Below are 24486 nucleotides of genomic sequence, written 5' to 3' on the forward strand. Positions count from 1 at the left end.
CGGGTCACCGCCGGAGGGGAGTGGTTGGCAGGGGTCCCCTGCTATGCACGAGGCGTGAGCAGGGGACCCCTCCTTACACCTCAGAGGGCGTTGTCGGCGATGACCTGGCGGTACCAGTGGGCGCTGCGCTTGAGGACGCGGCGCTGGGTGGCGTAGTCGACGTAGATCAGGCCCCAGCGCTGGTCGTAGCCCTCGGCCCACTCGAAGTTGTCGAGCAGCGACCAGACGTGGAAGCTCTCCAGCGGCACGCCGTCGGTGACGGCGCGGTGGGCGGCGGCGAGGTGGTCGCGCAGGAAGGTGACCCGGCTGGTGTCCTCGACGGTGCCGTCGGCGGCGAGTACGTCGGGGGTGGGCAGGCCGTTCTCGGTCACGGTGAGCGGGATGGGGCCGTAGTCGCGGGTGACCCGGGTCAGGATGTCGTACATGCCGTCCGGGTAGATCTGCTGCCACTCGGCCTCGGAGGTGGGCCAGCGGCGCACGGTGCCGCCGGTGGCGGTGACGTAGATCGGGGTGTAGTACTGCACGGCGAGCAGGTCGATGGGGGCGGAGATGATCTCCAGGTCGCCGTCGCGGATGCCGCGCACCATGCGGCTGTCCGGTCCGAGGTCGGCCAGGACGTCCTCGGGGTAGCTGCCCTTGAGGGCGGAGTCGAGGTAGAGACGGTTCTCGTAGCCGTCGTAGAGGCGGGCGGCCTCGGCGGCGGCGGGGGAGTCGTCGGCGGGGTAGCAGGGGTGCAGGTTGAAGGCGGGGCCGATGCGGCCGGTGCCGCTGGTGTCGCGCAGTGCGCGGACCGCGAGGCCGTGGGCGAGCTGCAGGTGGTGGGCGACCAGGTAGGCGGCGTCGGGATCGCGCAGGCCGGGGGCGTGGTGGCCGGAGAGATAGCCGTTCTGCACCACGGTCTTGGGTTCGTTGATGGTCAGCCAGACCGGGACGCGGTCGCCGAGGGCGTCGAAGAGGATGGCGGCGTAGTCGGCGAAGCGTTGGGCGACGTCGCGGGACTCCCATCCGCCGGTGTTCTGCAACGCCTGGGGCAGGTCCCAGTGGAACAGGGTGGCCATCGGGGAGATGCCCCGCTCGTGCAGGCCGTCGACGAGGCGGCGGTAGAAGTCGAGGCCGCGTTGGTTGGCGGGGCCGGTGCCGTCGGGCTGGATGCGCGGCCAGGAGATGGAGAACCGGTAGCTGCGCAGCCCCAGGTCGCGCATCAGATCGAGGTCGTCGGCGTAGCGGTGGTAGTGGTCGGCGGCGATGTCCCCGGTGTCGCCGTTGCGGATGCGTCCGGGGGCGTGGCTGAAGGTGTCCCAGACCGATTCGCCGCGGCCGTCCTCCTTGGCGGCGCCTTCGATCTGGTAGGCGGAGGTGGCCGCGCCCCAACCGAAGTTCTGCGGGAAGGGCAGCCGGGTGGCCGGGCTGGTCTCCGGCGCGGTGCGGTCGGTGTCGCCGGGCTGGCAGCCGGCGAGGGTAACGGCGGCACCGGCGGCTGCGGTGGTGCCGATGGCGGCGCCGGCGGGGGTGACGGCAGTGGCCGAGAGCGCCGCGTGGCGCAGCAGGTCGCGCCGGGTGAGTATCGACATGGAGTTCTCCTCGTGGATGGTTGACCGCCTGAGCCCTCGGGAGCGCTCCCAATACAGGGTAAAGGGTGGGCGGTGCCCGCCAAGGGCCGGATCGTCGCAGGTCCGGGGCTGCCTTGGTGGCGGGAACGGCTGGGGGTGGGAAAGATGGCGCTGCCGGTCGGGCATCGGGTCGGCGAGACCGGGGTGCGCTGGATTCCGCAGTGCGCGGACCGGGATGGCGCGCGCCCGAGGCGGTCGGCGGGCGTCGCACGGTCGGCGGGCGGGTCGACTGCCGGTGCGGGGCGCGCGTGTGACGCGCGTCTGACCCGTCGGCCTCTTTTCCCATCGTGAACGGGGGTTTAGTGTGGGGACGGGGGAGGGCAACCCCCGTCCCCACCGTGTTGCGGTACACGCACGGGCGGATTTGGCGTCCCAGTCGTGCGTGTCGCGCGGGAGCCGGGCCACGCGAGTGGCTTGAGGTCCACCTCCCTCCACTGTGGTGGGGCGGCGGCTGACGGCGGTGTCCGGGCTGGCCCGCCGTCGGCCTCTGGTCTACTCCCCGGTGCTGTGGGCACAGCCCCGGGTGATCTTCTTTTTGGAACCTCGTCGATGGAAGCGCTCCCATCGACGTTGCTGCGACTGTAACGCCCGTCACGGCTTTGTGAAAGCCCCAAAACGAGATCGAAACAAGCCGGTGTTTCCGGAAGTTCCTGTGCTGGATCTGGGAGCGCTTCCATGGCACACTGTCGATCGACCGCGTGGAGCCAGATACGCGTGAGTGCAGGTTGCCGAGGGCAGCCCGGCTTGTCCGGTCCGGCGTCCTGATCGCAGCGGGGAGCAGCAGTCGTACGACGGCGCCCCCGCCGCCCCCGGCCTTCGTGCCGACAGTGAGACCACCATCCACTCGGCGCCTCGCGGACACTCTGTCGGCGCGGCGTCGCGCCGGGGCGGCACCGTCCCCGGCCTGCCCGAGGAGACACCGCGCAGATGAAGAATCTGGCAAGACGTCGGCGCATGGCGTGGCTCGCCGCCGCGGCGCTGGCGATCGGCGGGGTGACCGTCCCCGCCGCCGCCGCACAGGCCGCACCGGCCTGCGACGTGGTCTATGCGACGAACGACTGGAGCAACGGCTTCACCGCCAACGTCACCGTCAAGAATCTCGGTGACCCGATCACCGGCTGGACGCTGAAGTTCGCCTTCCCCGGCAACCAGCGCGTCACCCAGGGCTGGTCGGCCCGGTGGACCCAGAGCGGCAACGAGGTCACCGCCGTCAACGAGTCGTACAACGGCAACCTGGCCACCGGCGCCAGCACCACCATCGGCTTCAACGGCTCCTACAGCGGCAGCAACCCCAAGCCGACGTCCTTCTCGGTCAACGGGGTCACCTGTGGCGGTGTGCCGCAGCAGCCGCCGACGGTGAGTCTGTCGGTGCCCGCCGGGCCGTTCGTGGCCCCGGCCGACGTGCCGCTGACCGCCACGGCCAGTGACGCCGACGGGACCATCACGAAGGTGGAGTTCTACCGCAACGGGTTGCTGGTCTACACCGACACCACCGCCCCGTACGCGTACACCCTGGAGGACCTGCCGGCGGGTTCGTACACGGTGCAGGCGCGGGCGTACGACAACGCCAACCTCTCGGCGGTGGCCGAGCGGACCTTCACCGTCACCGCGGCCACCGGGCCGGCGCTGGTCGCCACCCCGTCCTCGGTGAGCGTGCCGGAGGGCGGCACCTCGACGTTCAACCTCAAGTTGGACCGGGCGCCCACCTCGAACGTCGCGGTGAGCCTGGTGCGCACCGGTGACTCGGACATCAGCGTGACCCCGTCCACGGTCACGCTGACCCCGAGCAACTGGAGCACCGGCGTCACCGTGACCGTCGCGGCGGCGGAGGACGCCGACACCGTCGGCGGCACCGCCACCATCACCGCCTCGGCCACCGGCTACGCGCCGCTGGCGATCACCGTCACCGAGATCGACAACGACGTGCCCGGCGGTGGCGACGGCGAGTACGTGGAGCGGTTCCTCGCCCAATACGGCAAGATCAAGAATTCGGGCTACTTCAGCCCCGAGGGCGTGCCGTACCACTCGATCGAGACGCTGATCGTCGAGGCGCCCGACCACGGCCACCAGACCACCTCCGAGGCGTTCAGCTTCTGGCTGTGGCTGGAGGCCTACTACGGGCGGGTGACCCAGAACTGGGCGCCGTTCAACAACGCCTGGACGGTGATGGAGAAGTACATCATCCCGTCCTCGGCCGACCAGCCGACCGCCGGCGCCGCCGGTGACGCCAGCTACGCCGCCGAGCACGACCTGCCCAACCAGTACCCGTCGCAGTTGGACACGTCGGTCCCGGTGGGCCGCGACCCGCTGCGCTCGGAACTGCAGCAGACCTACGGCACCGGCGACATCTACGGCATGCACTGGCTGCTCGACGTCGACAACACCTACGGCTTCGGACGCTGCGGCAACGGCACCACCCGGCCGGCCTACATCAACACCTTCCAGCGCGGCACCCAGGAGTCGGTCTGGGAGACCGTGCCGCAGCCGTCCTGCGACACGTTCCGCCACGGCGGCCAGTACGGCTACCTGGACCTGTTCGTCAAGGAGTCCAACGCACCGGCGCGGCAGTGGAAGTACACCAACGCCCCGGACGCCGACGCCCGTGCCGTGCAGGCCGCCTACTGGGCGCTGACCTGGGCCAAGGAACAGAACAAGCAGGCCGACGTGGCGGCCACCGTGACCAAGGCCGCCAAGATGGGCGACTACCTGCGGTACGCCATGTTCGACAAGTACTTCAAGCGGATCGGCAACTGCGTCGGGGCCAGCCAGTGCCCGGCCGGCAACGGCCGCGACTCCGCGCACTACCTGCTGTCCTGGTACTACGCCTGGGGCGGCGCGTACGACGCCGGCCAGAACTGGTCGTGGCGCATCGGCTCCAGCCACAGCCACTTCGGCTACCAGAACCCGTTCGCGGCGTGGGCGCTGACCAACGTCAACGAGCTCAAGCCGCGCTCGTCCACGGCGGCGGCGGACTGGACCAACAGCCTCAACCGGCAGCTGGAGTTCTACACCTGGCTCCAGTCGGCCGAGGGCGGCATCGCCGGTGGCGCGACCAACAGTTGGGGCGGGCACTACGGCACGCCGCCGGCCGGCACGTCCACCTTCTACGGCATGTTCTACGACGAGGACCCGGTCTACAACGACCCGCCGTCGAACCAGTGGTTCGGCATGCAGGTCTGGTCGATGCAGCGCATCGCCGAGCTGTACCTGGTCAGCGGCAACGCGAAGGCCAAGGCGCTGCTGGACAAGTGGGTGCCGTGGGCGATCGCCAACACCACGGTGGGCACCAACTGGTCGATCCCGTCGGACATGCGCTGGACCGGCCAGCCGACCACCTGGAACCCGACCAACCCGCAGCCCAACACCAACCTGCACGTCGAGGTGACGGTCAAGGGCCAGGACGTCGGCGTCGCCGCCGCCTACGCCCGCACGCTGATCGCCTACGCCGCGAAGTCGGGTGACACGGCGGCGAAGACCACCGCCAAGGGTCTGCTGGACGCCCTGCACGCCAACAGCGACGCGCAGGGTGTCTCGACGGTGGAGAAGCGGGGCGACTACCGCCGCTTCGACGACGTCTACGACGCCTCCACCGGGCAGGGCCTCTACATCCCGCAGGGATGGACCGGCCGCATGCCCAACGGCGACGTCATCGCCCCGGGCAAGAGCTTCCTCGACATCCGGTCGTTCTACAAGAACGACCCGGCATGGCCCAAGGTCCAGGCCTACCTCGACGGTGGGCCGGAGCCGGAGTTCCGCTACCACCGGTTCTGGGCACAGGCGGACGTCGCCATGGCGTACGCCGACTACGGGAAGTTGTTCCCCAACGGCTGACCGAAACTCCTCCGGGTGGGCGGTGACCCACCCGGAGGCTTCGGCCGGGCCTCGGGGGTAGAGGCAGGTACCGGCCGAACGACGGCCTGACACCCACGGTCAGGCCGGGGTGGGTCGGCCCCTCTGGCCGACGCAGCGGAGCGGTCGACCCACCCCACCGCCCCGATTTCGGGGACGGGTACCTAGATCGCAGAAAAAAGTGACCGCCCCGGGATCACAACCCGGCCCGGGACGGAGTAACGTACATCACCGGAGAGGCCGCTCCCCCCGTGGCGGCCTCTCCCTTATTGTGCGGGCTCTTTACCGTCCGCCCCGGCAGCCGACGCCGCCTCCGGCACCACCGGGTGTCGTATCCCCGGATGACCGGCCGGCAGCGACCGGCGGATCACCGCCCAACTCACCGCCAACGCCGCGGCCACCAACGGCCACGTCATCCCCACCCGGGCCGCCGCCAGACCCAGCACCTGCCCACTCAGATACAGCGGCACGAACACCGCCAGCCGCACCACGTAGGTCGCCGTCCAGACCCAACTGGCCCGCCCGTACGCCCGCAGCAGCGCCGGATCCCGCCGCCACCGCCCGCGCTGACCCAGCGCCGTACCCACCACCACACCCAGCAGCGGCCACCGCAGCACGATGCTGGCCGCCCACGCCAGGGCACTGGCCGCGTTGGCCAGCAACTGCACGAGGAAGAAGTCCTCGGCCCGCCCGGTACGCACCACCACCAGCGCGGCCACACAGACGGCCAACAGCCCGATCACCACCGACCGGGGTCGATCGCCACGCCGCAGCCGCCACCCGGCCACCACCGCCCCGGCCACCACCGCCGCCGCCACCCCGACGCGCACCGACTGACCGGCCACCAGCCACCCCACCGTGAAGGCCACCGGAGGCACCGTGGCGTCGACCGCCCCCTGACGCCCACCGAGCAGGTCGGCCAGCGACTCCGGCCGCTGGACCGCCGCCGGGTCGCGTTCCGACGTACCGGTCACCATCTCCTCCTTCACCTGCGCCCCAACCTATCCCCGCGACACGGGCGGGCCACCGGCCATCCGGCCCCACCGTGCCGCTAAGTTGTCCGGGTGCGCGTGACGCCCCGGGGTGGGACTGCGGTCTGGCTCGTCGTCCTGGTCCTCATCCAGGTGGCGGCCTTCATCGTCGTGTGGCGCCTGGCCCTCTACACCGGCCTCGGCCAGTGGATCGACACCGTCGCCCTGGCTGGCAACCGGATCGGCCGCGACCACATCCAGGAACCCGTCGACCGCATCCTCAACGCCATGTCCGTGGTGTCCCTACTCGCGGTCACCATCACCATCGGCTTCATCGCCCTCATCCGCGGCCGGATCGCTCTCGCCGTCGCCGCCACCGCGCTGATCGCCGGCGCCAACGTCACCACCCAACTGCTCAAGTACGGCCTGGCCCGCCCCGACTACGGCATCGACCCCGAACGCGCGTTCGTCGGCAACAGCCTGCCCAGCGGCCACACCACCGTCGCCGCCTCCGTGGCCGTCGCCCTGGTGCTGGTGCTGCCACCCCGGGTACGCGCCCTCGGCGCGGTGATCGGTGCCACCTACGCCGCCGCCGCCGGAGTCGCCACCCTGTCGGCCGGCTGGCACCGCCCCAGCGACGCCGTCGCCGCCTACCTCGTCGTCGGCGTCTGGGCGGCCCTGGCCGGACTCCTGCTGCTGGTCACCCAACGCGAACAGGCCGAGGTGGAACTGGGCGACGCGCACCGGCTCACCGCCATCCTGCTCGGCGTCGGCGGCCTCCTGGTGATCGCCGGTTGCGCCCTGGCCCTCTGGTGGCTCATCGGCGTCCGCGGCACACCCCCGCAGGCACTCGGCCGCCGCCCCCTGTTCCTCGGGTACGCCGGCAGCGCCGCCGGCATCGTCGGCACGATGGGCGTGGTGATGGCCCTCGTGCTGGCCTCCGTGCACCGCATCGTCCCCCGCCACCAGGGCTGACCCGTGCCCGGTCCTGACCTTCACCGGTCGGTCCGCGCCGCCTTCGCCGCCGAGTGCGCCCGACTGGGCGAGGTGCTGACCACCCTCGACGACACGGACCTGACCCGCCCCACCGGCTGCCCGCCCTGGAACCTGGCGCAACTGCTGGCCCACGTCCACACCGGCGTGGGCCGACTGACCGACATGCTCGCCGACCCGGCACCCGCCCAGGCGCGGGTCGACGCCGCCGAATACTTCGGCGCGGCCAAGTTCACCCCACAGGTCGACGCCGACCGGATCGCCTCCGCGCGAGCGTCCGGAGACGTCGACAGCGCGTCCCGGCTGGCTGCCGAGTTCGACCGCGCCTGGCGGGCCACGGTCGCGGCCGTCGACGCGGACCCGCCGGACCGGGTGGTGCGGACCCGGCACGGTGACGCGATGACGGTGACGGAGTTCCTGCGTACCCGGGTGCTGGAGGTCGGGGTGCACGGCCTGGACCTGGCCGCCGCCCTGGACCGACCGGCCTGGCTGACCCCTGCCGCCGCACAGGTGATCGCCGACCTGTTGACCGGTGGGTGGGACGTCCCGGGGGAACTGGGCTGGGACCGGATGGCCCTGATCGCCAAGGCCACCGGGCGCAGCCCGCGCAGCGCCGCCGAACAGGCCCTGCTCGACAGCGCGGGGCTGCGACTGCTCTCCTTCGGCCGCTGAGGCGAACCGGGAATCTCTCCGGAGTTCATCGTCCCGTGGTGGAACATGAACCCACCTATTGAAAGATAGACTTCGATATACACATCGAGTAACGTCACCTTCACCCACGGTGTGGCGACGGGTGCGACACCGGCCTCACGGCACACCACAGCCGGATGCGGAGGTCGGAGATGCAGGATGAACAGCACCGTCGGTCGGTGAGTCGCCGGGACGTGATGCGGGGCGCGGCCGTGCTCGGCGGTGCCGCCGCAACGGTCGGGTTGGCCGCACCGGGCAGCGCGACGGCGGCTCCCGGCTCCGCAGCGGTGCAGCCGGCACGGGCCAGCCTGGCCGGGCTCGACGACTGGCTGGGCTCCCTGGTGCAGGTGGCGAGCGTGGCGGCGAACGTCCTGCCGATGCTCGTGCTCGCGCAGCGGGGGCAGACCTCCGACCCGTACCAGACCGGTGGCGTGCAGTTCGAGGTGATCAACATTGATGGTGAACCGAACCTGTACGCGCACAACGTCTCCGGTGACGACGTGGGACTCTCCTACACGTTGACCCAGTCGGAGCCGGCGACGAACACCAGCGTGTACCAGCCGCTACCCAAGGGCGGCGCGTACAAGTGCGAGCCCGACCTCCACGCATTCACCGACGGCCAGGTCTTCGTGGCCCCCAACCCGGCCTCCACCGGGCTCGCCGGTGGACTGGCCCGCACGCTGAGTTTCGCGGTGCGCGGCCTGACGATCGGGGCCGTGGTGCAGGTCGTCGGTGGCGTCAAGCTCTCGGTGACCAAGGACCCCGCGACCGGATCGTTCACCGCGGTCATCGAGGCCACCGGCACCCCGAAGACGCTGCGGGCCCAGGTCGAGGCGACCGGCCCGGACGGCAATGTGGTCCGCGCCGTGTGGGACGCCTCCGGCTCACCGAATCGGCCGAACAACGACACCATCAACCTTCCGCTCCCGGCCGGGGTCAACCTCGACCCGGTGGTGCAACTGCTCCAGCTCTACGTGGACCTCGACGCGCCCGGACTGGACGCGGTCACCGCCGACCGCCGTAGTCAGGTGGTCTATCTCTGATCGATACGCTGCGCCGACCCTCGTCCCGCCACGCTGTCGCCTGCACCAACTGCCGCCAGAACAGCGCTGCCGCCGCACCGTCGTAGGAGGCGTGCTGGTGGTCCTCGGCGAACGGGCTCACCAGAGGGTGACGGTCGTCGGGGTCGGGTCCTCGGGTTCGGCCGGCCGCACCCGTCGAGCGCATTCCGAGCGTAGGTGCGGTCAGGCGGGGGAGCGCGGTGCCGGGACGTGTGGGACGGCGGTCCGCAGGTGGTCCAGGACGACCGGGTCGATGCGGCCGGGCACCAGTCGTTCCTCCAGGTTCTCCATTCCGGCCCAGGCGACCAGGGCGTCCTCCGGCTCGGTCGGGTCGGCGGGGTGCCCGAGCGCGGTGAGGAGTCCGGCGACCTCGGCGGCGAGGGCGCCGGCCAGGGTGAGCAGGGTGGCCGGGTCGGGGCGGCTGAACATGCGGGTGTGCAGCGCGAGCAGCCGTTCCAGTTCGGTGATCGGGTCGGGGTGGTCGTCGACGCGCAGGTCGATGGCGACGTCGCCGGTGCCGGCGTACCCGCTGCCTTCTCGGACGACGAGCAGGGCGGCGCTCTGCTGGCCGCGTCGGTCGCCGCCGGCGGTCTGGCCGGCGCGCAGCGCGGCGACCAGCCGCTGCGCGAAGGGCAGGTCGGTGCCGGTGAGCCAGGTGTCGCGTAGGGCGTCGATGACCTCGGGGCCGGTGAGGATGTTGCCCTGGGCGGCCCAGCCGTCGCCGGCATGGCCGCCGGCCCAGTCGCGGCAGTTCGGGCCGGTCCAGGTGGCGCCGGGGCCGGTGGCGGCGACCACGCCGAGTTGCCGGTGGTCGCGTTCCGGGTCGGCGGCGACGAGGCCGGCGACGACGTGGGCGGCGGGTACGCCGGTGCGCAGCAGGGCCAGTCCCTGCGGCCGGTAGGCGAGGTTCACGTGGGCCTGGGTGGCGATCGCGCCGAGGTCGGCCTCGGCGGCCGGGACGAGGGCACCGGCGGCCAGGAAGCGGCTGGCCACGACGATGCCGTGCGTGCGGCCGTCGGTGGAGCGGGCGACGAGCGAGAAGGTCACGACAGCCAGGTTAGCGCTGGTCAGGGCCGTGTTGCCGGTGCCGGACGCCGGGGGTGTCAGAAGGGTGGGGCGGCCGGTTCGGGTGCCTTGTTGCGGGCGCGTAGGGAGTCGGTGAGGGCGACCACGCCGAGCACCACGAGGACCAGGGCCTGTGAGTAGACCGGAGGATGGTGGGTGGCGACCGGTACGGCGGCGGCCAGTACCAGCGCCGAGATCCAGCGAGGTGCGGAGACGCGGTGGAACACCTCGTACTCGAAGCGGGCCCGGCCGAGCAGGAACACCACCGGCCCGCCGAGGATCATGACGATCCAGGCGGGTTCGGGTTGGTAGAGCGGGTGTTGGATGGCCAGCTCGTAGCCGACGGCGGTGGCGGTGAGCCCGATCACCATGACCAGGTGGGTGTCGGCGGACGACCGGCCGATGCCGGCCGGTTGTCGGGCGTGGGCGACCGCCTCGCCGAGGATCTGACCGGCGCGCTGCACGTAGATGCGCCACAGCAGGATCGAGGTGGCCAGTGCCAGCGCGAACGCCACGGTCTGTGACGGTGGGTAGGGGCCGTCGCTGTAGGAGAAGCCGGCCACCAGCACGGTCTCGCCGAGGGCGATGAGGAAGAACTGCTGGTAGCGCTCGGCCAGGTGTTCGCTGGAGATGTCCCAGCGGGAGACCGTGGAGCGGCCCAGTCCGGGCACCGGGTAGCCGTACCGGCCGGAGAGGTATTCCAGACCCAGCGCGCTGGTCCAGAGGATCACCCGCAGGTGCACCGGCAGTGTCGCGCCGATGATCCACAGCACGCCGGAGGCGGTGAAGGTGATCGCGGTGCGGGCCTTCAGGGCCCGTTCGGGGGTGCCGTACGCGAGCAGGATCAGCGGGCGGGCGACCTGCGCCACCACGTACGCCACCGCGAAGGCCAGCCCGGAGGCGGTGATCGCCTGGGGGATCGCCACGCCCATCACCATGCTGCAGACCAGGGCGATCATGACGATGAGCTGTACCCCGCCGTGGTACGGGTCGTAGCGGCTGGTCGCCCAGGCGGTGTTCTGCCACAGCGCCCAGAGCGCGAGCAGCAACAGCAGGGTCTTCAGGCCGCCGGTCACCGGGGTCCACCCGGAGGCCCCTCCCGGTTCCAACGCGAGGTCCTCGAACGTGCGGGCGGAGATGCGGGTGAGGGCGAACACGAAGACGAGGTCGAAGAAGAGTTCCAGGAACGTGGCCCGGCCCGGTTGGGACACCGGCGCCAGCCGACCGGAGAAACGCGTCACGGTCGGCCGCCCCGTCCGCCGGTCCAGCTCATCCTGCTGTCGTAGCACCGTGCGGCGCAGCTCAGCGGCGTATTCCGGGAAGCCGACCAGATCTTGCTCGGCGGGTGCGGCAACGGGCACCATCGACCGATGACGACGCGATGGGCAATGACGGTGCCGTTGGGCGCGATCCCGCTCGCCGACCACGCCGCGATGTACGCGGCCCTGACCGACGCCGGTTTCACCGACGTGTGGTCCGCCGAGGTCAACGGCGCCGACGCGTTCACCCCGCTGGCCCTCGCCGCGGCATGGCAGCCCCGACTACGGCTGGGCACCGCGGTCGCGCCGGTGTTCACCCGGGGGCCGGGCCTGCTGGCGATGAGCGCCGCCGCGCTCGCCGACGTCGCTCCCGGCCGGTTCGCCCTCGGCATCGGCGCGTCGTCGCCGGTGGTGGTCTCCGACTGGAACGCGGTGGAGTTCACCGAGCCGCTGCGGCGGACCCGGGACGTGCTGGCGTTCCTGCGGGCCGCGTTGCGCGGGGAGACCGTCGACGGGGACTTCGACACCTTCGCGGTCCGCCGGTTCACGCTGGAACGGCCGCCGCTGGTGCCGCCGCCGCTGCTGCTGGCCGCGCTACGCCCGGGCATGTTGCGGTTGGCCGCCGCCGAGGCCGACGGGGTGATCCTGAACTGGCTGGCCGCCACCGACGTGCCCCGGGCGGTGGCGGAGTTGGGCGAGCGGCGCCCGCAGTTCGACGTGGTCGCGCGGATCTTCGTCTGCCCGACCGAGGACGTCGACTACGCCCGCGCCCTGGGCCGCCGGATGATCACCAGCTATCTGACCGTGCCCGCGTACGCGGCGTTCCACCGCTGGCTCGGCCGCCAGGAGGCGCTGGCCGACATGTGGCGGGCCTGGACGGCCGGTGACCGACGCGGCGCGCTGGCGGCGGTGCCGGACGAGGTGGTCGACGCGTTGATCGTGCACGGCTCACCCGAGCGGTGCCGGGCCCAGGTGCGCCGCTACACCGAGGCCGGGGTGAACGTACCGGTGCTGGCGCTGCTGCCCACGCCGGAGGTGCCCGCCGGGGACCCGGCGGCGCTGGCCACGCTGGTGGCCCGGCTCGGCCCCGACACGGGGGCGGAGGCGGCGTGAACCTCACCGACCGGGTCGCGGTGATCACCGGTGCGGCCGGGGGCATCGGGGCGGCGTTGGCCCGCCGCTTCGCCGCCGAGGGTGCCGCCGCGCTGGTACTGGCCGACGTCGACGGGGCCGCCGCCGACACCGTCGCGGCGTCGGTCGGCCCGCAGGCGTACGCGGTGACCGTCGACGTCACCGACGAGGAGCAGGTCCGGGCCCTGATCGCCGACGTGCAGCGCCGCCACGGCCGCATCGACGTGTTCTGCGCCAACGCGGGGGTGACCACCGGCGGGGGAGTGGAGGTCGACACCGCCGTCTGGGAGCGGGCCTGGCAGGTCAACGTGCTCGCGCACGTCTACGCGGCCCGGGCGGTGCTGCCGGAGATGGTGGCCCGGGGCAGCGGCTACCTGCTGCACACCTGCTCGGCGGCGGGGCTGCTGACGGCGGTCGGCGACGCCCCGTACTCGGTGACCAAGCACGCCGCCGTCGGGTTCGCCGAGTGGCTCTCGGTGACCTACCGCGATCAGGGCATCCGGGTCAGTGCCCTGTGCCCGCAGGGCGTGGACACGCCGATGCTGGCCGACGGGCTGGCCGCCGGGCACCTGGGCGCGCGGGTGACGGCGGCCTCCGGTGTGGTGCTCAGCCCGGACGACGTGGCTGCGGCGGCGGTGGCCGGGATGGCCGAGGAGCGGTTCCTGATCCTGCCGCACCCCGAGGTGGCCGACTACGCCCGTCGTCGTGCCGAGGACCCCGACGGCTGGCAGTCGGGGCTGCGCAAACTGGTGCGTCGTCTGCGGGCCGCCGACCGGTAACGCCGCCCGGGGGTCAGCGGTGCCAGCGCAGTGGCCCCGGATGCACCGACCAGAGCAGCCGTCGCCACCAGGACCGCCCGGCCCGCAACCGGCTCGTGTAGGTCCCGGCCGCTCCGGCGGCGGCTCCGGCCTGTTCCTCGGTGACCGCACCGGGAGCGAAGCCGACCTGGTTGACCAGCCGGGCCAGGTCGTCGACGGCGACGTACGCCTGATTCGTCGGCCCGCCCTCGATATCCCCGGCCACGCCGGTGGCCCCGGCCGCACCGGTGCCGTCGTCGGCCCCGCGTGTGATGTCGGCCCCGAGTTCGGCGTCGGGTCCGCGCGCAGTCTCGGCCCTGAGTTCGGTGTCGGCCCTGGGTTCGGTGTCGGTCAGGGCCTGGCGGGCCCGTGCGGCGACCTCGCTGGCGGACAGGTCGGCGGGCACCGGCTGCCCGGCCAGCCGCAACGCGTCGGTCAGCTCCCGCCAGGCGCCGACGATCCGGTCACCGGGGTCACCCCGCGACAACCGGTCCCGGGTCTGCGCCCGGCGCAGCACCGCCAGTGTGGCCAGCACCCCCACCACCACGAGCAGCAGCCCACCGGTGGTGCCGGCGGCCAGCACCGACCTCGGCACCCCACCGGAGCCTTCGGGGCCGCCCGGGGCCGCCTGGGCGGGAGGCGAGGCGGTCGGTTCCAGCGTCGGCTCCGGCTGCTCCGACGGTGGCGGATCCTCCGGCTTGGGCCGGAAGTCCTCCTCCACCGGGCGGGGTTCCTCGTCGGGGCGGGGCAGCGGATCGAACGACACCCACCCCAACCCCTCGAACAGCACCTCCGGCCACGCGTACGCGTCGGCGGCCCGCACCGGCCCGGCACCCGGCGCGGCGAACCCGACCACCACCCGCGTCGGCAGCCCCGCCAACCGGCCCAGCACCGCGAAGGAGGCGGCGAACTGTTCCGAGGTGCCGCGCTGCCCACCGGCGTTACGCGGCCCGAAGAGGAAGAACCCCAGATTCGGGTACGCGTGCCCGCTGGGGGCGTCGGCGACCAGCCGGTAGTGCTCGGCGAGCCACTGCTCGATCGCCGCCGCCCGCGCGTACGGGGCGCCGTTCTCCTCCACCAACTGGGTGGCCAACCGCCGTAGCTGCTCCGGCACTCCGTCGGCGACGTGCAGCACCCGTGCCACCTCGTCACCGGCCGGGGTGTTCGCGGTGGCCAGCAGGTTCACATCCGGGATCTCGCGCGCCGAGGTCACCGTGTACCGCAGTCCGGGGGAGAGGCCGTCGGGACGGATCAGGGTGCCGGTGGCCGGGTCGTACGCCACCCGCGCCCCGGACACCTCCACCGGTGTGGGGACTGCGGGCAGGAGCCGTCCACTGAGTTCACCGACGGTGATGTCCTGCCGGAGGATGTCCACGGTGGTGTCCGGGGACGGGTCGGGGGCCGGCAGGATCCGTCCGGCGTTGCGGTAGGTGGCGCCGACCCGCCAGGTGACCCCGTCGTAGTCACTGAGCACCGCCAGCCGGATCCGCACTCCCTCCGGCGGCGGGGTGGCGTCGGGCCGCTCGGTGGACACCTGGAACAACTGCTGGTCCGGGTTCAGCGCCCAGCCGGAGATGCGGATCAGCGGGTTCTCGTCCAACGTCTGCACCTGCGGCGGCTCCACGTACCGTCGCGGGTCCACCGGTCGGGTGTCCACCAGTGCGGCCACCGCCGGACCCAGCACCGCCGCCATCGCCACCACCACCGCCGTGCCGGCCGCCGAGGCGGCGGCCAACCGGAGTCGCACCCGGGCGCGTACCTCTGGGGCCAGAGCCGCCACCGGGTCCGGGCCGGCCTCCTTGCCGGAGACGGCCAGCCCGAGCGCGGCGACCGCCACCAGCGCTACCGTCGCGCCGATCGCCGGTGTGGCGTTGGGCCCCACCACGTAGACGGCACCGGCGTAGAGCAGCACCGGCGGCAGGTAGCCCAGCAGCACCCGCCCGGCCCGCACCGCCACCTCCGCGCCGGCCAGCCCGGTCAGCCAGGCGGCCACCACCGGCAGCAGCACCGTGTCCGGGGTCGGTTCCACCGGGATCATCGCGGTCAGCAGCCGGGGGATCGCGTTGCGGGCGGCGTCGCCGACGATCTCCGCGAAAGCGCCCGGAAGCTGCGCCCGGCCCGCCGACAGGTGCAGGCACCACGCGGTGTACCCGGCCATCGCCAGCACCGACACCGGCGCCACCAGCCACGACGGCAACCGCCGCGCCACCACGCTGACCAGCACCGACCCGAGGGCCGCACCGGCCACCACCAGGGTCAGCAGCGTGTCGGCGTACACCCGGCCGAGCACCACCCCGGCCAGCGTGACCATGGTGACCAGGGCCAGTGGCACCGGCACGGCCCGCAGCCGGCTCACCACCGCCGTACCCCGTCCCACTCGGCGGCGAAGGCCGCGCCGTCGGCCGCGTCGACGACCACCAGCCCGGCCGCGCCCGGCGGCGTCGCCTCCGCCGCGCCGAAGACCCCGACCACCACCGACGGGTACGCCCCGCGCAGCGCGCCGACGTGCCCCAGGTCCGGGCGGCCACCGGGGCCGGTCAGGACGACCAGGGTGTCGCCGAGGCGATCCCGGCGCAGCCGGGCCGCCGCCTGCTGCACCGTGCCCTCGGTGTGCAGCGCCACCGCCGCCAACCGGTCCAGCGGTCCCACCGCACCGTCGTCCTCGACCCTGTCCGCTGGTGGTGCGGCGACGAAGAGCAGCACCACCGGCAGGTCCTCCCGGACGGCGGCGGCCACCACCGACGCCGCCGCCTCACACGCCGACTCGAAGGACTCGGCGACCCCGTCCACGCGGTCCGGATGGGCGGCGATCCGGTTGTCCACCAGCACCACGATTCGCGGCAGGCTGGTGTCCACGTTCTCCCGCACCATCAGCTCACCGACCCGAGCGCTGGTGCGCCAGTGCACCCGCCGCAACTCGTCGCCCACCACGTACTCCCGCAACGAGTCGAAGGTGATCGAGCCGTGCGGGACGGCGTCGACGCGTCCGTCCAGGCTGCGCCCGGCACCGGTGGGCACCGCCGACAGCGGGTGGATCCGTGGGTGCACCCAGACCGGCACGCTGTCGCCGTAGGAGCGGGCCAGCACCACCAGACCCAGCGGGTCACGGCGGGTGACGCGCAGCGGCCCGACCGGCACCACCCCCCGCCGCACCGTCGGGACGTCGTAGCGGACCACGGTGTCCGTCCCGGGGCGCAGCCGCAGCACCGGCACCGGCACCACCTGGTCACCGCAGCGGTCGGTGGCCAGCAGGTTCGCCGCACCCCACCGTCCCGCGTTGCGGACCGTCACCGTCATCGACGCCGGGTCACCCCGACCCACCCGGTCCGGGTCCGCCTCCCGCCGCACCTGCAGGCGGGGGCGTCGGGCGGCGGTCACGGTGGCGACCGCGACCGCACCGCCCGCCGCCACGCCGAGCAGCGTCAACTCCGGGTACGCGAACCGGAAACCGGCACCGGCCAGCACGACCGCAGCCACCAGCAGCCCGACTCCCCGGGCGGTGATCCGCACGACAGGCGCCCGGCGGTCAGGGGTGCGCCGGGGCGGGCTGCCCCGACGGCAGCGGCACCGGCACCGAGGCGACGGACTGACGCAACACGTCGGCGGCGGTCACGCCACGCACCTGGGCGTCCGGGGTGAGCAACAGCCGGTGCGCGAACACCGGCTCGGTCAACGTCTTGAGGTCCTCCGGCATGATCCAGCCCCGACCGTCGATCAACGCGTACGCGCACGCCGCCCGGGTCAACGCGATCACCCCACGGGGGCTCACCCCCACCCGCACCTGCGGATGCGTACGCGTCGCCGCCGCCAACCGCACCGCGTACGCGTAGAGCGGCTCGGCGATGTGCACCCGGCGGGCCATCCGCACCATCTCACCCAGGGTGGCGGTGTCGGTGACCGCCGCGAGGGCCTCGGGGGACCGCACCGTCGCCCCGCGCAGCACCTCCACCTCCACCGACTCGTCCGGATACCCCACCGACAGCTTGACCAGGAACCGGTCCAACTGCGCCTCCGGCAACCGGTACGTGCCGTCCATCTCCACCGGATTCTGCGTGGCCACCACCAGGAACGGCTGCGGCACCGGATGGCGTACCCCGTCGACGGTGACCGTGCGTTCCTCCATCACCTCCAGCAACGCCGACTGCGTCTTCGGTGATGCCCGGTTGATCTCGTCAGCGATCACGATGTTGGCGAACACCGGCCCCGGATGGAACTCGAACCCCCGGGTCGCCTGGTTGAAGATCGTCACCCCGGACACGTCCGACGGCAACAGGTCCGGCGTGAACTGGATCCGCCGCCACTGCCCCTTCACCGTCGCCGCGATCGCCCGCGCCAACGTCGTCTTACCCACCCCCGGCACGTCCTCCAACAGCACGTGCCCCTGCGCGAACAGGGCGGTCAGCGCCAGCCGCACCACCTGCGGCTTACCGAGCACCACCGAGTTGACGTTCTCGGCCAGCCGCGCGGCGAGGGCGGCGAAACCCTGCACCTCCTGCTGGGTGAGCGGTTCGTGGCTGTTCACGGTGGTGCTCCTCGGCCGAATTGGATCAGCAGGTGGGCAGGACGGCGATGTCGTCCCCACCCTCCAGGTTGAGCCAGGCCCAGGGGATGTAGTTACGTCCGCTGTACTCGACCTGCACCCACCAGGTGCTGCGCTTGTCGTTGTTGTAGATGTAGGCGTACACCTCTTCGCCCCGCACCCGGCAGTACGCCTTCAACCGGTTACCCGGCCGCGCCCACCCGACCTGCCGGTCGTTGTCCTGCCGCGGCACCGCGAAGATCTCGTTGCCGTTGCGGCCCTCCCGGTCCCGATCGCAGTACGTCCGCTGCTCGGGCTCCGGGCCGTTCTTGCAGGTGGCGATGCCGAACAACGCGTCCGTCGCCTGCGCCCGACGCGCGGAACCGTCACCGGCCGCGTTCGTCGCCGTCACCGTGAACGTGTAGTCCGTCCCCGGCGACAGGCCGTTCATCGTGATGCTGGAACAGGGACCACTGCGCGCCGTCTGACCCGACCGGGCCAGGGTGCACGTCGCCTGCCCGCCACCGGCGTCCACGGTGAACGTCACCGTCGCCGACGTCGCGGTCGCCGACGACCCGGTCACCGTCACCCGGGGCGGCGCCACCGTCCGCGCCGTCGTCGTGGCCTGCGGGCCCTCACCCGCCTCGTTGACCGCCCGCACCCGCACCGTCACGTTCTGCCCGTCACCCAGGTCACTGACCGTGGTCTGCGTGTCGGTCACCTCGGTACGCCGCTCACCGACCTCCACCACGTACCCGGTCACCGGCCGACCGTTGGCCGCCGCCGGTGCCCACTGCACCGACACCGTCCCCGACCGGTCCCCGACCGTGCCGGCCCGCAACTCCAGCGGCTCACCCGGCACCGTGAACGGCACCACTGTGTCGCTGACCGGCGACGACTCCGACGCCGCACCCTTGTCGTTGACCGCCACCACCGTGAACGCGTACTGCGTGCCGTACTCCAACTCACCGGCCTTGACCACCAGCTCCTCACCGGTCGCCTCACCGACCGGAGCGTTGGTCCCCGCCGACATCGCCGTCACCGCGTACCGGGCGATCCGGTTGCCCTGCCCGTTCGCCGCCGGCCAACTCACCACCACCGTGCCGTCCGCGCGGGCCTGCGCCGACACACTGGCCGGCGCATCCGGCACCGCCGCCGTCGGCGTCACCGGATTACTGGTCCGTGTCGGACCCGCACCCTCGGCGTTGACCGCGTGCACCGCGAACCGGTACGTCTCCCCGTTGGTCAACTCCTTGATCTGCACCGACCGCTGGTTCGCGCCCACCTCGCGACGCTGCCCGGCACCCTCCACCACATACCGGATGATCTCCGCGCCGTTGGCCGGCGCCGGCCGCCAACTCACCCGCGCCTGCGCGTTCCCGGCCGCCGCGCTCACGTTGCGCGGCGCACCCGGCTTACCCACCTGCGGCTTCTTCGGCGGCGGAGGCGGCGGCGGAGGCTCCACCGGCGGATCACCACCGAGCACGTCGTTGGCGTACTTGTCGACCTCCCGCACCAGGTGCGAATCGTCCACCACCCGGGCCGTCGCCGCCTCCGGCGCGTTGATGAACAGGTGGTTCTCCCGCACCTCCAGGTCCAGCGGCCCCCGCCACCGACCCCGGATCGTGTCCACCAACGTGCCCGCCGCGTCGAACGCGTACACCGTGCCCGACGCCTCGTCCGCACAGTAGAACCGGCCCGCCCAGGCCACCGCCGGACTCAACCGGTCACCCTCACCCGGCACCGTGAACGAGCGCACCTCACCGGCATCGGTGATCGCGTGCACCTGCCGCTGCCCGGCCACCGTCACCGGCACCACCGGCCCACTCGTGCGCACCGGCATCGTGCCCGGCCCGGTCAACGTCTGCGCCAACGCGGTCCGCCGCGTCTCACCCCGCACCACCGTCACCAACGCCCCGGCCGTACGGTCCAGCACCGCCACACCGTCGTCCAGCGTGGAGACCACCAACTCGTGACTTGGCCCCGCCACGTCGTACGTCTCCACCCGCTGCGGCCCCACCTGCGCGCCCCCGGCCGACTTCGACGGCAGCACCGCCGGGGTGATCGCCGAGACCGTGCCCTCGGCCGGCACCGCGATCCACAACCGACCCTTACCGTCGAACGCGCCACCGGTGATCCCCGGCGGATAGCGCACCGGCTCACCCACCGGCGCCAACGACCGCGGATCCAACTGGCGCACCACACCCTGCACCGCGTCCACCACGAACGCCGCGTCCTCGTGCAACGCCACGCTCACGCCCAGCCCCGGCGCGGTGGGCGTGGTCGCCGTGATCTGCAACGTCGCCAGGTCCAACGCGCTGATCTGACCGGTGTGCAGATCCCGCAGCACCAACACCCGGTCGGTCTGCGTGACCTGCATCGGATGCCGCCGACCCGCCGGCACCTCCACCCGGGTGTCCACCCGCGCGGTCACCCCGTTGACCCGCGCCAACTCACTGCGCGCCGAACTCCACAACCACGAACTCGCGTCGAAGCTGGCCACCGCGTTGTCCGCCGAGCCCAGACCCAGCACGGTCAGACCCATCGCCGCCAGCAACGCCAGCACCGTCCCCACGGTGACCAGACCACCGCGTACCCGCGACCGGGATCGGGCGGTGCGGCTCGGAACGGCCTCGTCGGTGCTCGCCACAACCGGCTGCCTCTCGTATCGTCCTGGCCGGTGGCGCCCCCAGACGGCGACCCCTCCCCTGAACCGGGAGCCATCATATGGTCACGCCACGCACCCCGGGAACCCACACCGTCCGCCGGTGAACACCCAGCGTGGCGTGTCGTCGGCGTGTCCCGCCCCGACTGTCCCACCAGGACCCGCCCGCCCACCGACCGTGAGCGACGCTCAGTTCTGACCCGCGCCGGACTCCCGCGTCGTACACACCTGACTGGACGTCGCGAACTCGTTCGTCCCGTACACCGCCAACACCGTGAAGCAGTAGTCCACTCGCGAATTCAACCCGTTCACCGTGTAACTGGTCTGCCCCTGACCCACCGTGGCCAGCACCCCCAACGCCTGCCCGGCCCGCCCACCGGCCACCATGAACGGCACCATCCCGCCCGACGGATCCGTCCACGTCAACCTGATCGTGGCCGCATCATCGCGCAACTCCAACTCCGTCGGCGGCGGACCCGGATCCGCCGCCGCCGACTCGACCGGCGCCGTCGGCGACGCCGCCTGCCGATCGTTCACGATCAACACCCCGAGCCCGATCACCGCGACCAGCGCCACCACCACGGCCACGATCGCCACCACGATCGCCGTCCGATTCCGCCCCGACCCCGACTGCGCCACCGGGAACGCCATGCCCCCCGCCGACGCGGGCTGCCCAGCACCCGGCTGCCCCCAGGACTGCGGCGGGTACGCGGCGCTCTGCCCTGGTGGGTACGTTGCCTGCCCGGCCGGGTCGTACGGCTGCTGCCCACCGGCCGCCTGCGGATGCTGCTGGTGCGGGTACTGGTGGGGTTGATTCTGGGCCGGTACGCCTCCGGGACCGTAACCGGCGGTGCCCGCCGTCGGCGCGGTGCTGGTACCCGGGTAGCCGGGCGGCCCGTAGCCCGCCGGGGTCCCGGCCGGAGGACCGCTTGCCGGGGCGTACCCGGGACCGCTGACCGGTGGACTGCTGGCTGGGGCGTACCCGGAGCTGCTGGTCACGGTGTATCCGGGGCCACCTACTGGCGGATCGCTGGTTGGGGCATACCCGGGTCCGCTTGCCGGTGGGCTGCTCGCAGGTGCGTGGCTCGGGCCATGGGCTGGCGGGGTGCTGACGGGGGCGAATCCCGGCCAGTTCGCCGGTGGGCTGCTGGTCGGGGCGTAACCCGGCGGGCCGCTGACGGGCCCCGGGGCGGTCGATCCGCTGGTCACCGGGTAGCCGGTCTGCGGGTAGCCCGACTGCTCGACAGCGGGGGTGCTGCTGAAGGGTCCGCCAGGCGGCGGGTAGGTCGGTGCTCCACTGACCGGGGGGTAGCCAGGTGAGCCACCCGTCGCCGGATAGTCGGCTGGTGAATGGCCGGCTGGGCCGTGGGCCGTTCCATCGCCGGTCGTCCCACTGATGCTCGGGTAGCCGGGCGATCCGCTGGCGGGCGGATGACCGGGGGGCGCGGAGCTGAGCGACGGGTAACCGGTCGGTCCACTGGTCGGACCCGGCTGGGGCAGCGGCGCGGTCAGATCCTGCGGCCCGGACGTCGAGTTCGTGGCGGGCATGCCGGGGAATCCCGGTGCCGGCGGCTGATGGGTCGAACCGGGGTACGGGGGAGGGGGCGGCGGCGCACTCACGGGTGCCCAACTGCTCGGCCCACCGCTGGTGGGTGGCGCGCTGACCGGTGGTGCACCAGCCAGTGACGCACTGGTCGGTGACGCACTGGTCGGTGAGGTGCTCACCGGTGGCGGGATGACCGGGAGCACGCTGGTCGGCGGCGCGCTCGTCGGTGCTCCACTGGTCGGTGGTGCGCTGATCGACGGACTGCTGTCTGGTGGTCCGCTCACCGGTAGTGCGCTGATCTGCGGATTGTTGCTTGGCGGTCCGCCGGTGAACGGACTGTTCGTCTGGACCGCACTCGTCGGTGGTGAGGGCGGTCCGCTGGCTGGCGCTCCGCTTACCGGGGCGTCGCTCGGCGGAGCGTCGTCCGGGTTCGCGTCCGAGGCTGGCGAAGCGGTCTCGGGGGAGCGGCGAGCCCGTGCTGCCTCCTCGGCCAACAGCGGGCCGATCTGCTGAACCCGTACGGTCGGGCGCGTCCACTGCGGCCCACCGGGCGAGCCGTTCCCCTCCGGCGTCGCCTGCCCGTCGGGTTGCCGCTGTCCGTCGGGCGACCTCTCCTTGTCCGGGGACCCCGGCCCGACCGGCGTCCTCGGTTCGGCCGAGACCCCTGCAAGGGCTGAATCGTCGGCCTCGCCTGATGCGCCTGGCGACGCCGATGGCACCGGCTCGGTTGCCACCGTTCCCGGTTCGGTTGGCACCGCCGACTTGCCCGACGGGGCCGAGTCGGCATCGTCCGGCGTCGAGGCGTCGTGTGCCGGCGGTATTTGGAGAACGCTCGTCTCCTCGTCGGCCTCGACGGGCGTGAGGCGCGCCGTCGGTGCGGCGGACGTTGCTGGGTCGGGAACGGTGGTCGGTACCGGTGGTGGTGGAACCTCGCTCTCGCGGACCGGCAGCCTCAGCGCGATGGTCGGCTCGGCTGCCTCCGGTGACGCGACCGGGTGAGCAGCCTGGTCGTGGAGGGCCGTCCGGGCCAGCGGCACCGTCGGAGGCTCCGGCACGACCGGAGGCGGCGGAATGCGCGGCGGTGCAGGCACGACCGGCGGTACTGGCGGCACGCCAGGGGCATGCGAGCCCGGTACGGCGCGCGGGTGCGGCACGGCCGACGCCGGTGGTGCCGAGGCCGGTGGTGCCGAGGCCGGTGGTGCCGAGGCCGGTGGTGCCGAGGCCGGGGCGGACGGGGCAGCGGCACCCTCGCCGAACGGGGACGTCGACTGGCGGAAGGACCCGGCGGCGGTCGAGGCGTCGTGCGGCTTCCAGGCGGTCGACAGCACCGCCAGCGAGATCGTCGGCTCGTTCAGGACCCCGTGCGTCGGCGTGGGCGCCGGTTCCGGTTGGCGAGGAGCGGGCACCGCCGGCTGCGGCGCCGGAGCGGCGTCGCCGAGATACTCGCGCGCCGTGCGTACCGCCGGATGATCGGCACCGAGCACCGCGGGGCCGGCAGCGGCCACGCGGGTGTAGTTGCGGCGGGCCTCGTGGCGGTTGCCCAGCTCGTCCGCGACGGACCCCAGCTCGAAGGCCAACGCCAACATCAACGGGTCTGCGTGCGGCCACCGCCGCTCCCCGGCCGCGAACGCCTCCTCCAACACCCGCCGTGCCGCGCTCGGATCGTCGGCCTCCCGGTGCAGTCTGGCCAGCAGGTGCGCGGTGCTCAGCGCGTCCGGATGATCCTTGCCCAGCGACGGCGACACGGACTCGACCACGTCGGTGAGCAGCTCACGGGCGGCGGCGAGGTTGCCCGCGCCACGCAGCGCCAGAGCCCGCTGCTGGGCGACGGCCAAGGGAGAGGCATGGGACACACCGCCATGCTGCCGGGTACGGGCACCGTGACGCCAGCCGGACCCGTACCGACAGACCCGCCAGGGCCGGTCAGATCGGCCGGAATCGGCCTCGGGATGCTGATGTGCATGATCCACCGGCGGCGTGTACAGTAACTCCCCGTGCGGCCCGCCGGGCGGCCTCCTGGTGATGGATCACCGAGGTCGACACGGTAGGCTGGACACAGCAAGTCCGGGTGGCGGAATGGCAGACGCGCTAGCTTGAGGTGCTAGTGCCCGTATAGGGCGTGGGGGTTCAAGTCCCCCCTCGGACACAGTTTCCCCGCATATCTGCGTGATGTGACGTACCGGTGGTCAAACCCGTTTGACCACCGGACTCCAGTTCCCAGCGTTGTCTGTGCTGCCTCGTCTTGGGGGTGGTCGTGGTGACTGCCCGGGTCGTGTCAGCGGTGGTGCCGCCGTCGATTCCCGCTGGGCCGAGGGGTGAGCCGATCAAGG

Annotated in this window: 17 protein-coding genes, 1 tRNA gene and 1 pseudogene; 9 read left to right on the forward strand and 10 right to left on the reverse strand. The window is 72.6% G+C overall.

Annotated features, from left to right (window positions below; genetic code table 11):
* Positions 1-80: 80 nt before the first annotated feature.
* Positions 81-1571 (reverse strand): GH1 family beta-glucosidase, encoded by a 1491-nt coding sequence (locus ACIBMZ_RS26390; protein WP_396698269.1) that lies wholly within the window; start codon positions 1569-1571, stop codon positions 81-83.
* 975 nt (positions 1572-2546) lie between these two features.
* On the opposite strand from ACIBMZ_RS26390, the gene ACIBMZ_RS26395 reads away from it, so the two are divergent.
* Positions 2547-5441 (forward strand): glycoside hydrolase family 48 protein, encoded by a 2895-nt coding sequence (locus tag ACIBMZ_RS26395; RefSeq protein ID WP_396698389.1) that lies wholly within the window; start codon positions 2547-2549, stop codon positions 5439-5441.
* A 284-nt stretch (positions 5442-5725) separates the two neighbouring features.
* Here ACIBMZ_RS26395 and ACIBMZ_RS26400 read toward each other — a convergent pair whose 3' ends face one another.
* Complete coding sequence (locus ACIBMZ_RS26400) at positions 5726-6433, reverse strand: DUF3159 domain-containing protein (RefSeq protein ID WP_396698271.1); 708 nt, start codon at positions 6431-6433, stop codon at positions 5726-5728.
* A gap of 90 nt (positions 6434-6523) precedes the next feature.
* Here ACIBMZ_RS26400 and ACIBMZ_RS26405 point away from each other — a divergent pair, with 90 nt between their 5' ends.
* From ACIBMZ_RS26405 to ACIBMZ_RS26415, 3 genes are all read left to right on the forward strand, one after another.
* Entirely contained in the window at positions 6524-7405 is an 882-nt protein-coding gene (locus tag ACIBMZ_RS26405; RefSeq protein ID WP_396698273.1) for a phosphatase PAP2 family protein, read from the forward strand.
* Positions 7406-7408: 3 nt separating this feature from the next.
* A complete protein-coding gene (locus ACIBMZ_RS26410) occupies positions 7409-8095 on the forward strand; it encodes a maleylpyruvate isomerase N-terminal domain-containing protein (RefSeq protein WP_396698274.1) in 687 nt (228 codons plus the stop codon).
* A gap of 170 nt (positions 8096-8265) precedes the next feature.
* Positions 8266-9156: a hypothetical protein gene (locus tag ACIBMZ_RS26415; RefSeq protein ID WP_396698276.1), complete on the forward strand. Its 891-nt coding sequence runs from the start codon at positions 8266-8268 to the stop codon at positions 9154-9156.
* 201 nt (positions 9157-9357) lie between these two features.
* On the opposite strand, the gene ACIBMZ_RS26420 is transcribed toward ACIBMZ_RS26415, so the two are convergent.
* Positions 9358-10221 (reverse strand): DUF1028 domain-containing protein, encoded by an 864-nt coding sequence (locus tag ACIBMZ_RS26420; protein WP_396698278.1) that lies wholly within the window; start codon positions 10219-10221, stop codon positions 9358-9360.
* 56 nt (positions 10222-10277) lie between these two features.
* Entirely contained in the window at positions 10278-11603 is a 1326-nt protein-coding gene (locus ACIBMZ_RS26425; RefSeq protein WP_396698280.1) for a low temperature requirement protein A, read from the reverse strand.
* 24 nt (positions 11604-11627) lie between these two features.
* Between ACIBMZ_RS26425 and ACIBMZ_RS26430 the strand changes: the two genes are divergently transcribed.
* Both ACIBMZ_RS26430 and ACIBMZ_RS26435 read left to right on the forward strand, forming a co-directional pair.
* Positions 11628-12611, forward strand: a complete 984-nt coding sequence (locus ACIBMZ_RS26430) for an LLM class F420-dependent oxidoreductase (RefSeq protein WP_396698391.1) — start codon at positions 11628-11630, stop codon at positions 12609-12611.
* The gene (locus tag ACIBMZ_RS26435; protein WP_396698282.1) at positions 12608-13408 is read left to right on the forward strand and encodes an SDR family oxidoreductase; all 801 of its coding nucleotides are present in this window, start codon (positions 12608-12610) and stop codon (positions 13406-13408) included. Before ACIBMZ_RS26430 ends, ACIBMZ_RS26435 begins: the two co-directional genes overlap by 4 nt.
* 13 nt (positions 13409-13421) lie before the next feature.
* On the opposite strand, the gene ACIBMZ_RS26440 is transcribed toward ACIBMZ_RS26435, so the two are convergent.
* From ACIBMZ_RS26440 to ACIBMZ_RS26460, 5 genes are all read right to left on the reverse strand, one after another.
* Entirely contained in the window at positions 13422-15737 is a 2316-nt protein-coding gene (locus tag ACIBMZ_RS26440; protein WP_396698393.1) for a DUF3488 and transglutaminase-like domain-containing protein, read from the reverse strand.
* 41 nt (positions 15738-15778) lie between these two features.
* A complete protein-coding gene (locus tag ACIBMZ_RS26445) occupies positions 15779-16936 on the reverse strand; it encodes a DUF58 domain-containing protein (RefSeq protein WP_396698284.1) in 1158 nt (385 codons plus the stop codon).
* Positions 16937-16952: 16 nt separating this feature from the next.
* Entirely contained in the window at positions 16953-17948 is a 996-nt protein-coding gene (locus ACIBMZ_RS26450) for an AAA family ATPase (protein WP_396698286.1), read from the reverse strand.
* A gap of 25 nt (positions 17949-17973) precedes the next feature.
* Positions 17974-20595 (reverse strand): fibronectin type III domain-containing protein, encoded by a 2622-nt coding sequence (locus ACIBMZ_RS26455; RefSeq protein WP_396698288.1) that lies wholly within the window; start codon positions 20593-20595, stop codon positions 17974-17976.
* A 204-nt stretch (positions 20596-20799) separates the two neighbouring features.
* Positions 20800-21609, reverse strand: a complete 810-nt coding sequence (locus ACIBMZ_RS26460; RefSeq protein WP_396698405.1) for a hypothetical protein — start codon at positions 21607-21609, stop codon at positions 20800-20802.
* Between the two features lie 649 nt (positions 21610-22258).
* On the opposite strand from ACIBMZ_RS26460, the gene ACIBMZ_RS26465 reads away from it, so the two are divergent.
* Both ACIBMZ_RS26465 and ACIBMZ_RS26470 read left to right on the forward strand, forming a co-directional pair.
* On the forward strand, positions 22259-22669 hold the full coding sequence (locus ACIBMZ_RS26465) for a hypothetical protein (protein WP_396698407.1): 411 nt from the start codon (positions 22259-22261) through the stop codon (positions 22667-22669).
* Between the two features lie 558 nt (positions 22670-23227).
* On the forward strand, positions 23228-23626 hold the full coding sequence (locus ACIBMZ_RS26470) for a hypothetical protein (protein ID WP_396698409.1): 399 nt from the start codon (positions 23228-23230) through the stop codon (positions 23624-23626).
* A gap of 161 nt (positions 23627-23787) precedes the next feature.
* Here ACIBMZ_RS26470 and ACIBMZ_RS26475 read toward each other — a convergent pair.
* Positions 23788-24126, reverse strand: a pseudogene (locus ACIBMZ_RS26475) (tetratricopeptide repeat protein); the annotation flags it as partial.
* Between the two features lie 92 nt (positions 24127-24218).
* Between ACIBMZ_RS26475 and ACIBMZ_RS26480 the strand changes: the two are divergent.
* Positions 24219-24302: transfer RNA gene (locus tag ACIBMZ_RS26480), tRNA-Leu, on the forward strand.
* The last annotated feature ends 184 nt before the right edge of the window (positions 24303-24486 follow it).

This window comes from Micromonospora sp. NPDC049900 (genome assembly GCF_044461025.1).
Taxonomy (GTDB): domain Bacteria; phylum Actinomycetota; class Actinomycetes; order Mycobacteriales; family Micromonosporaceae; genus Micromonospora.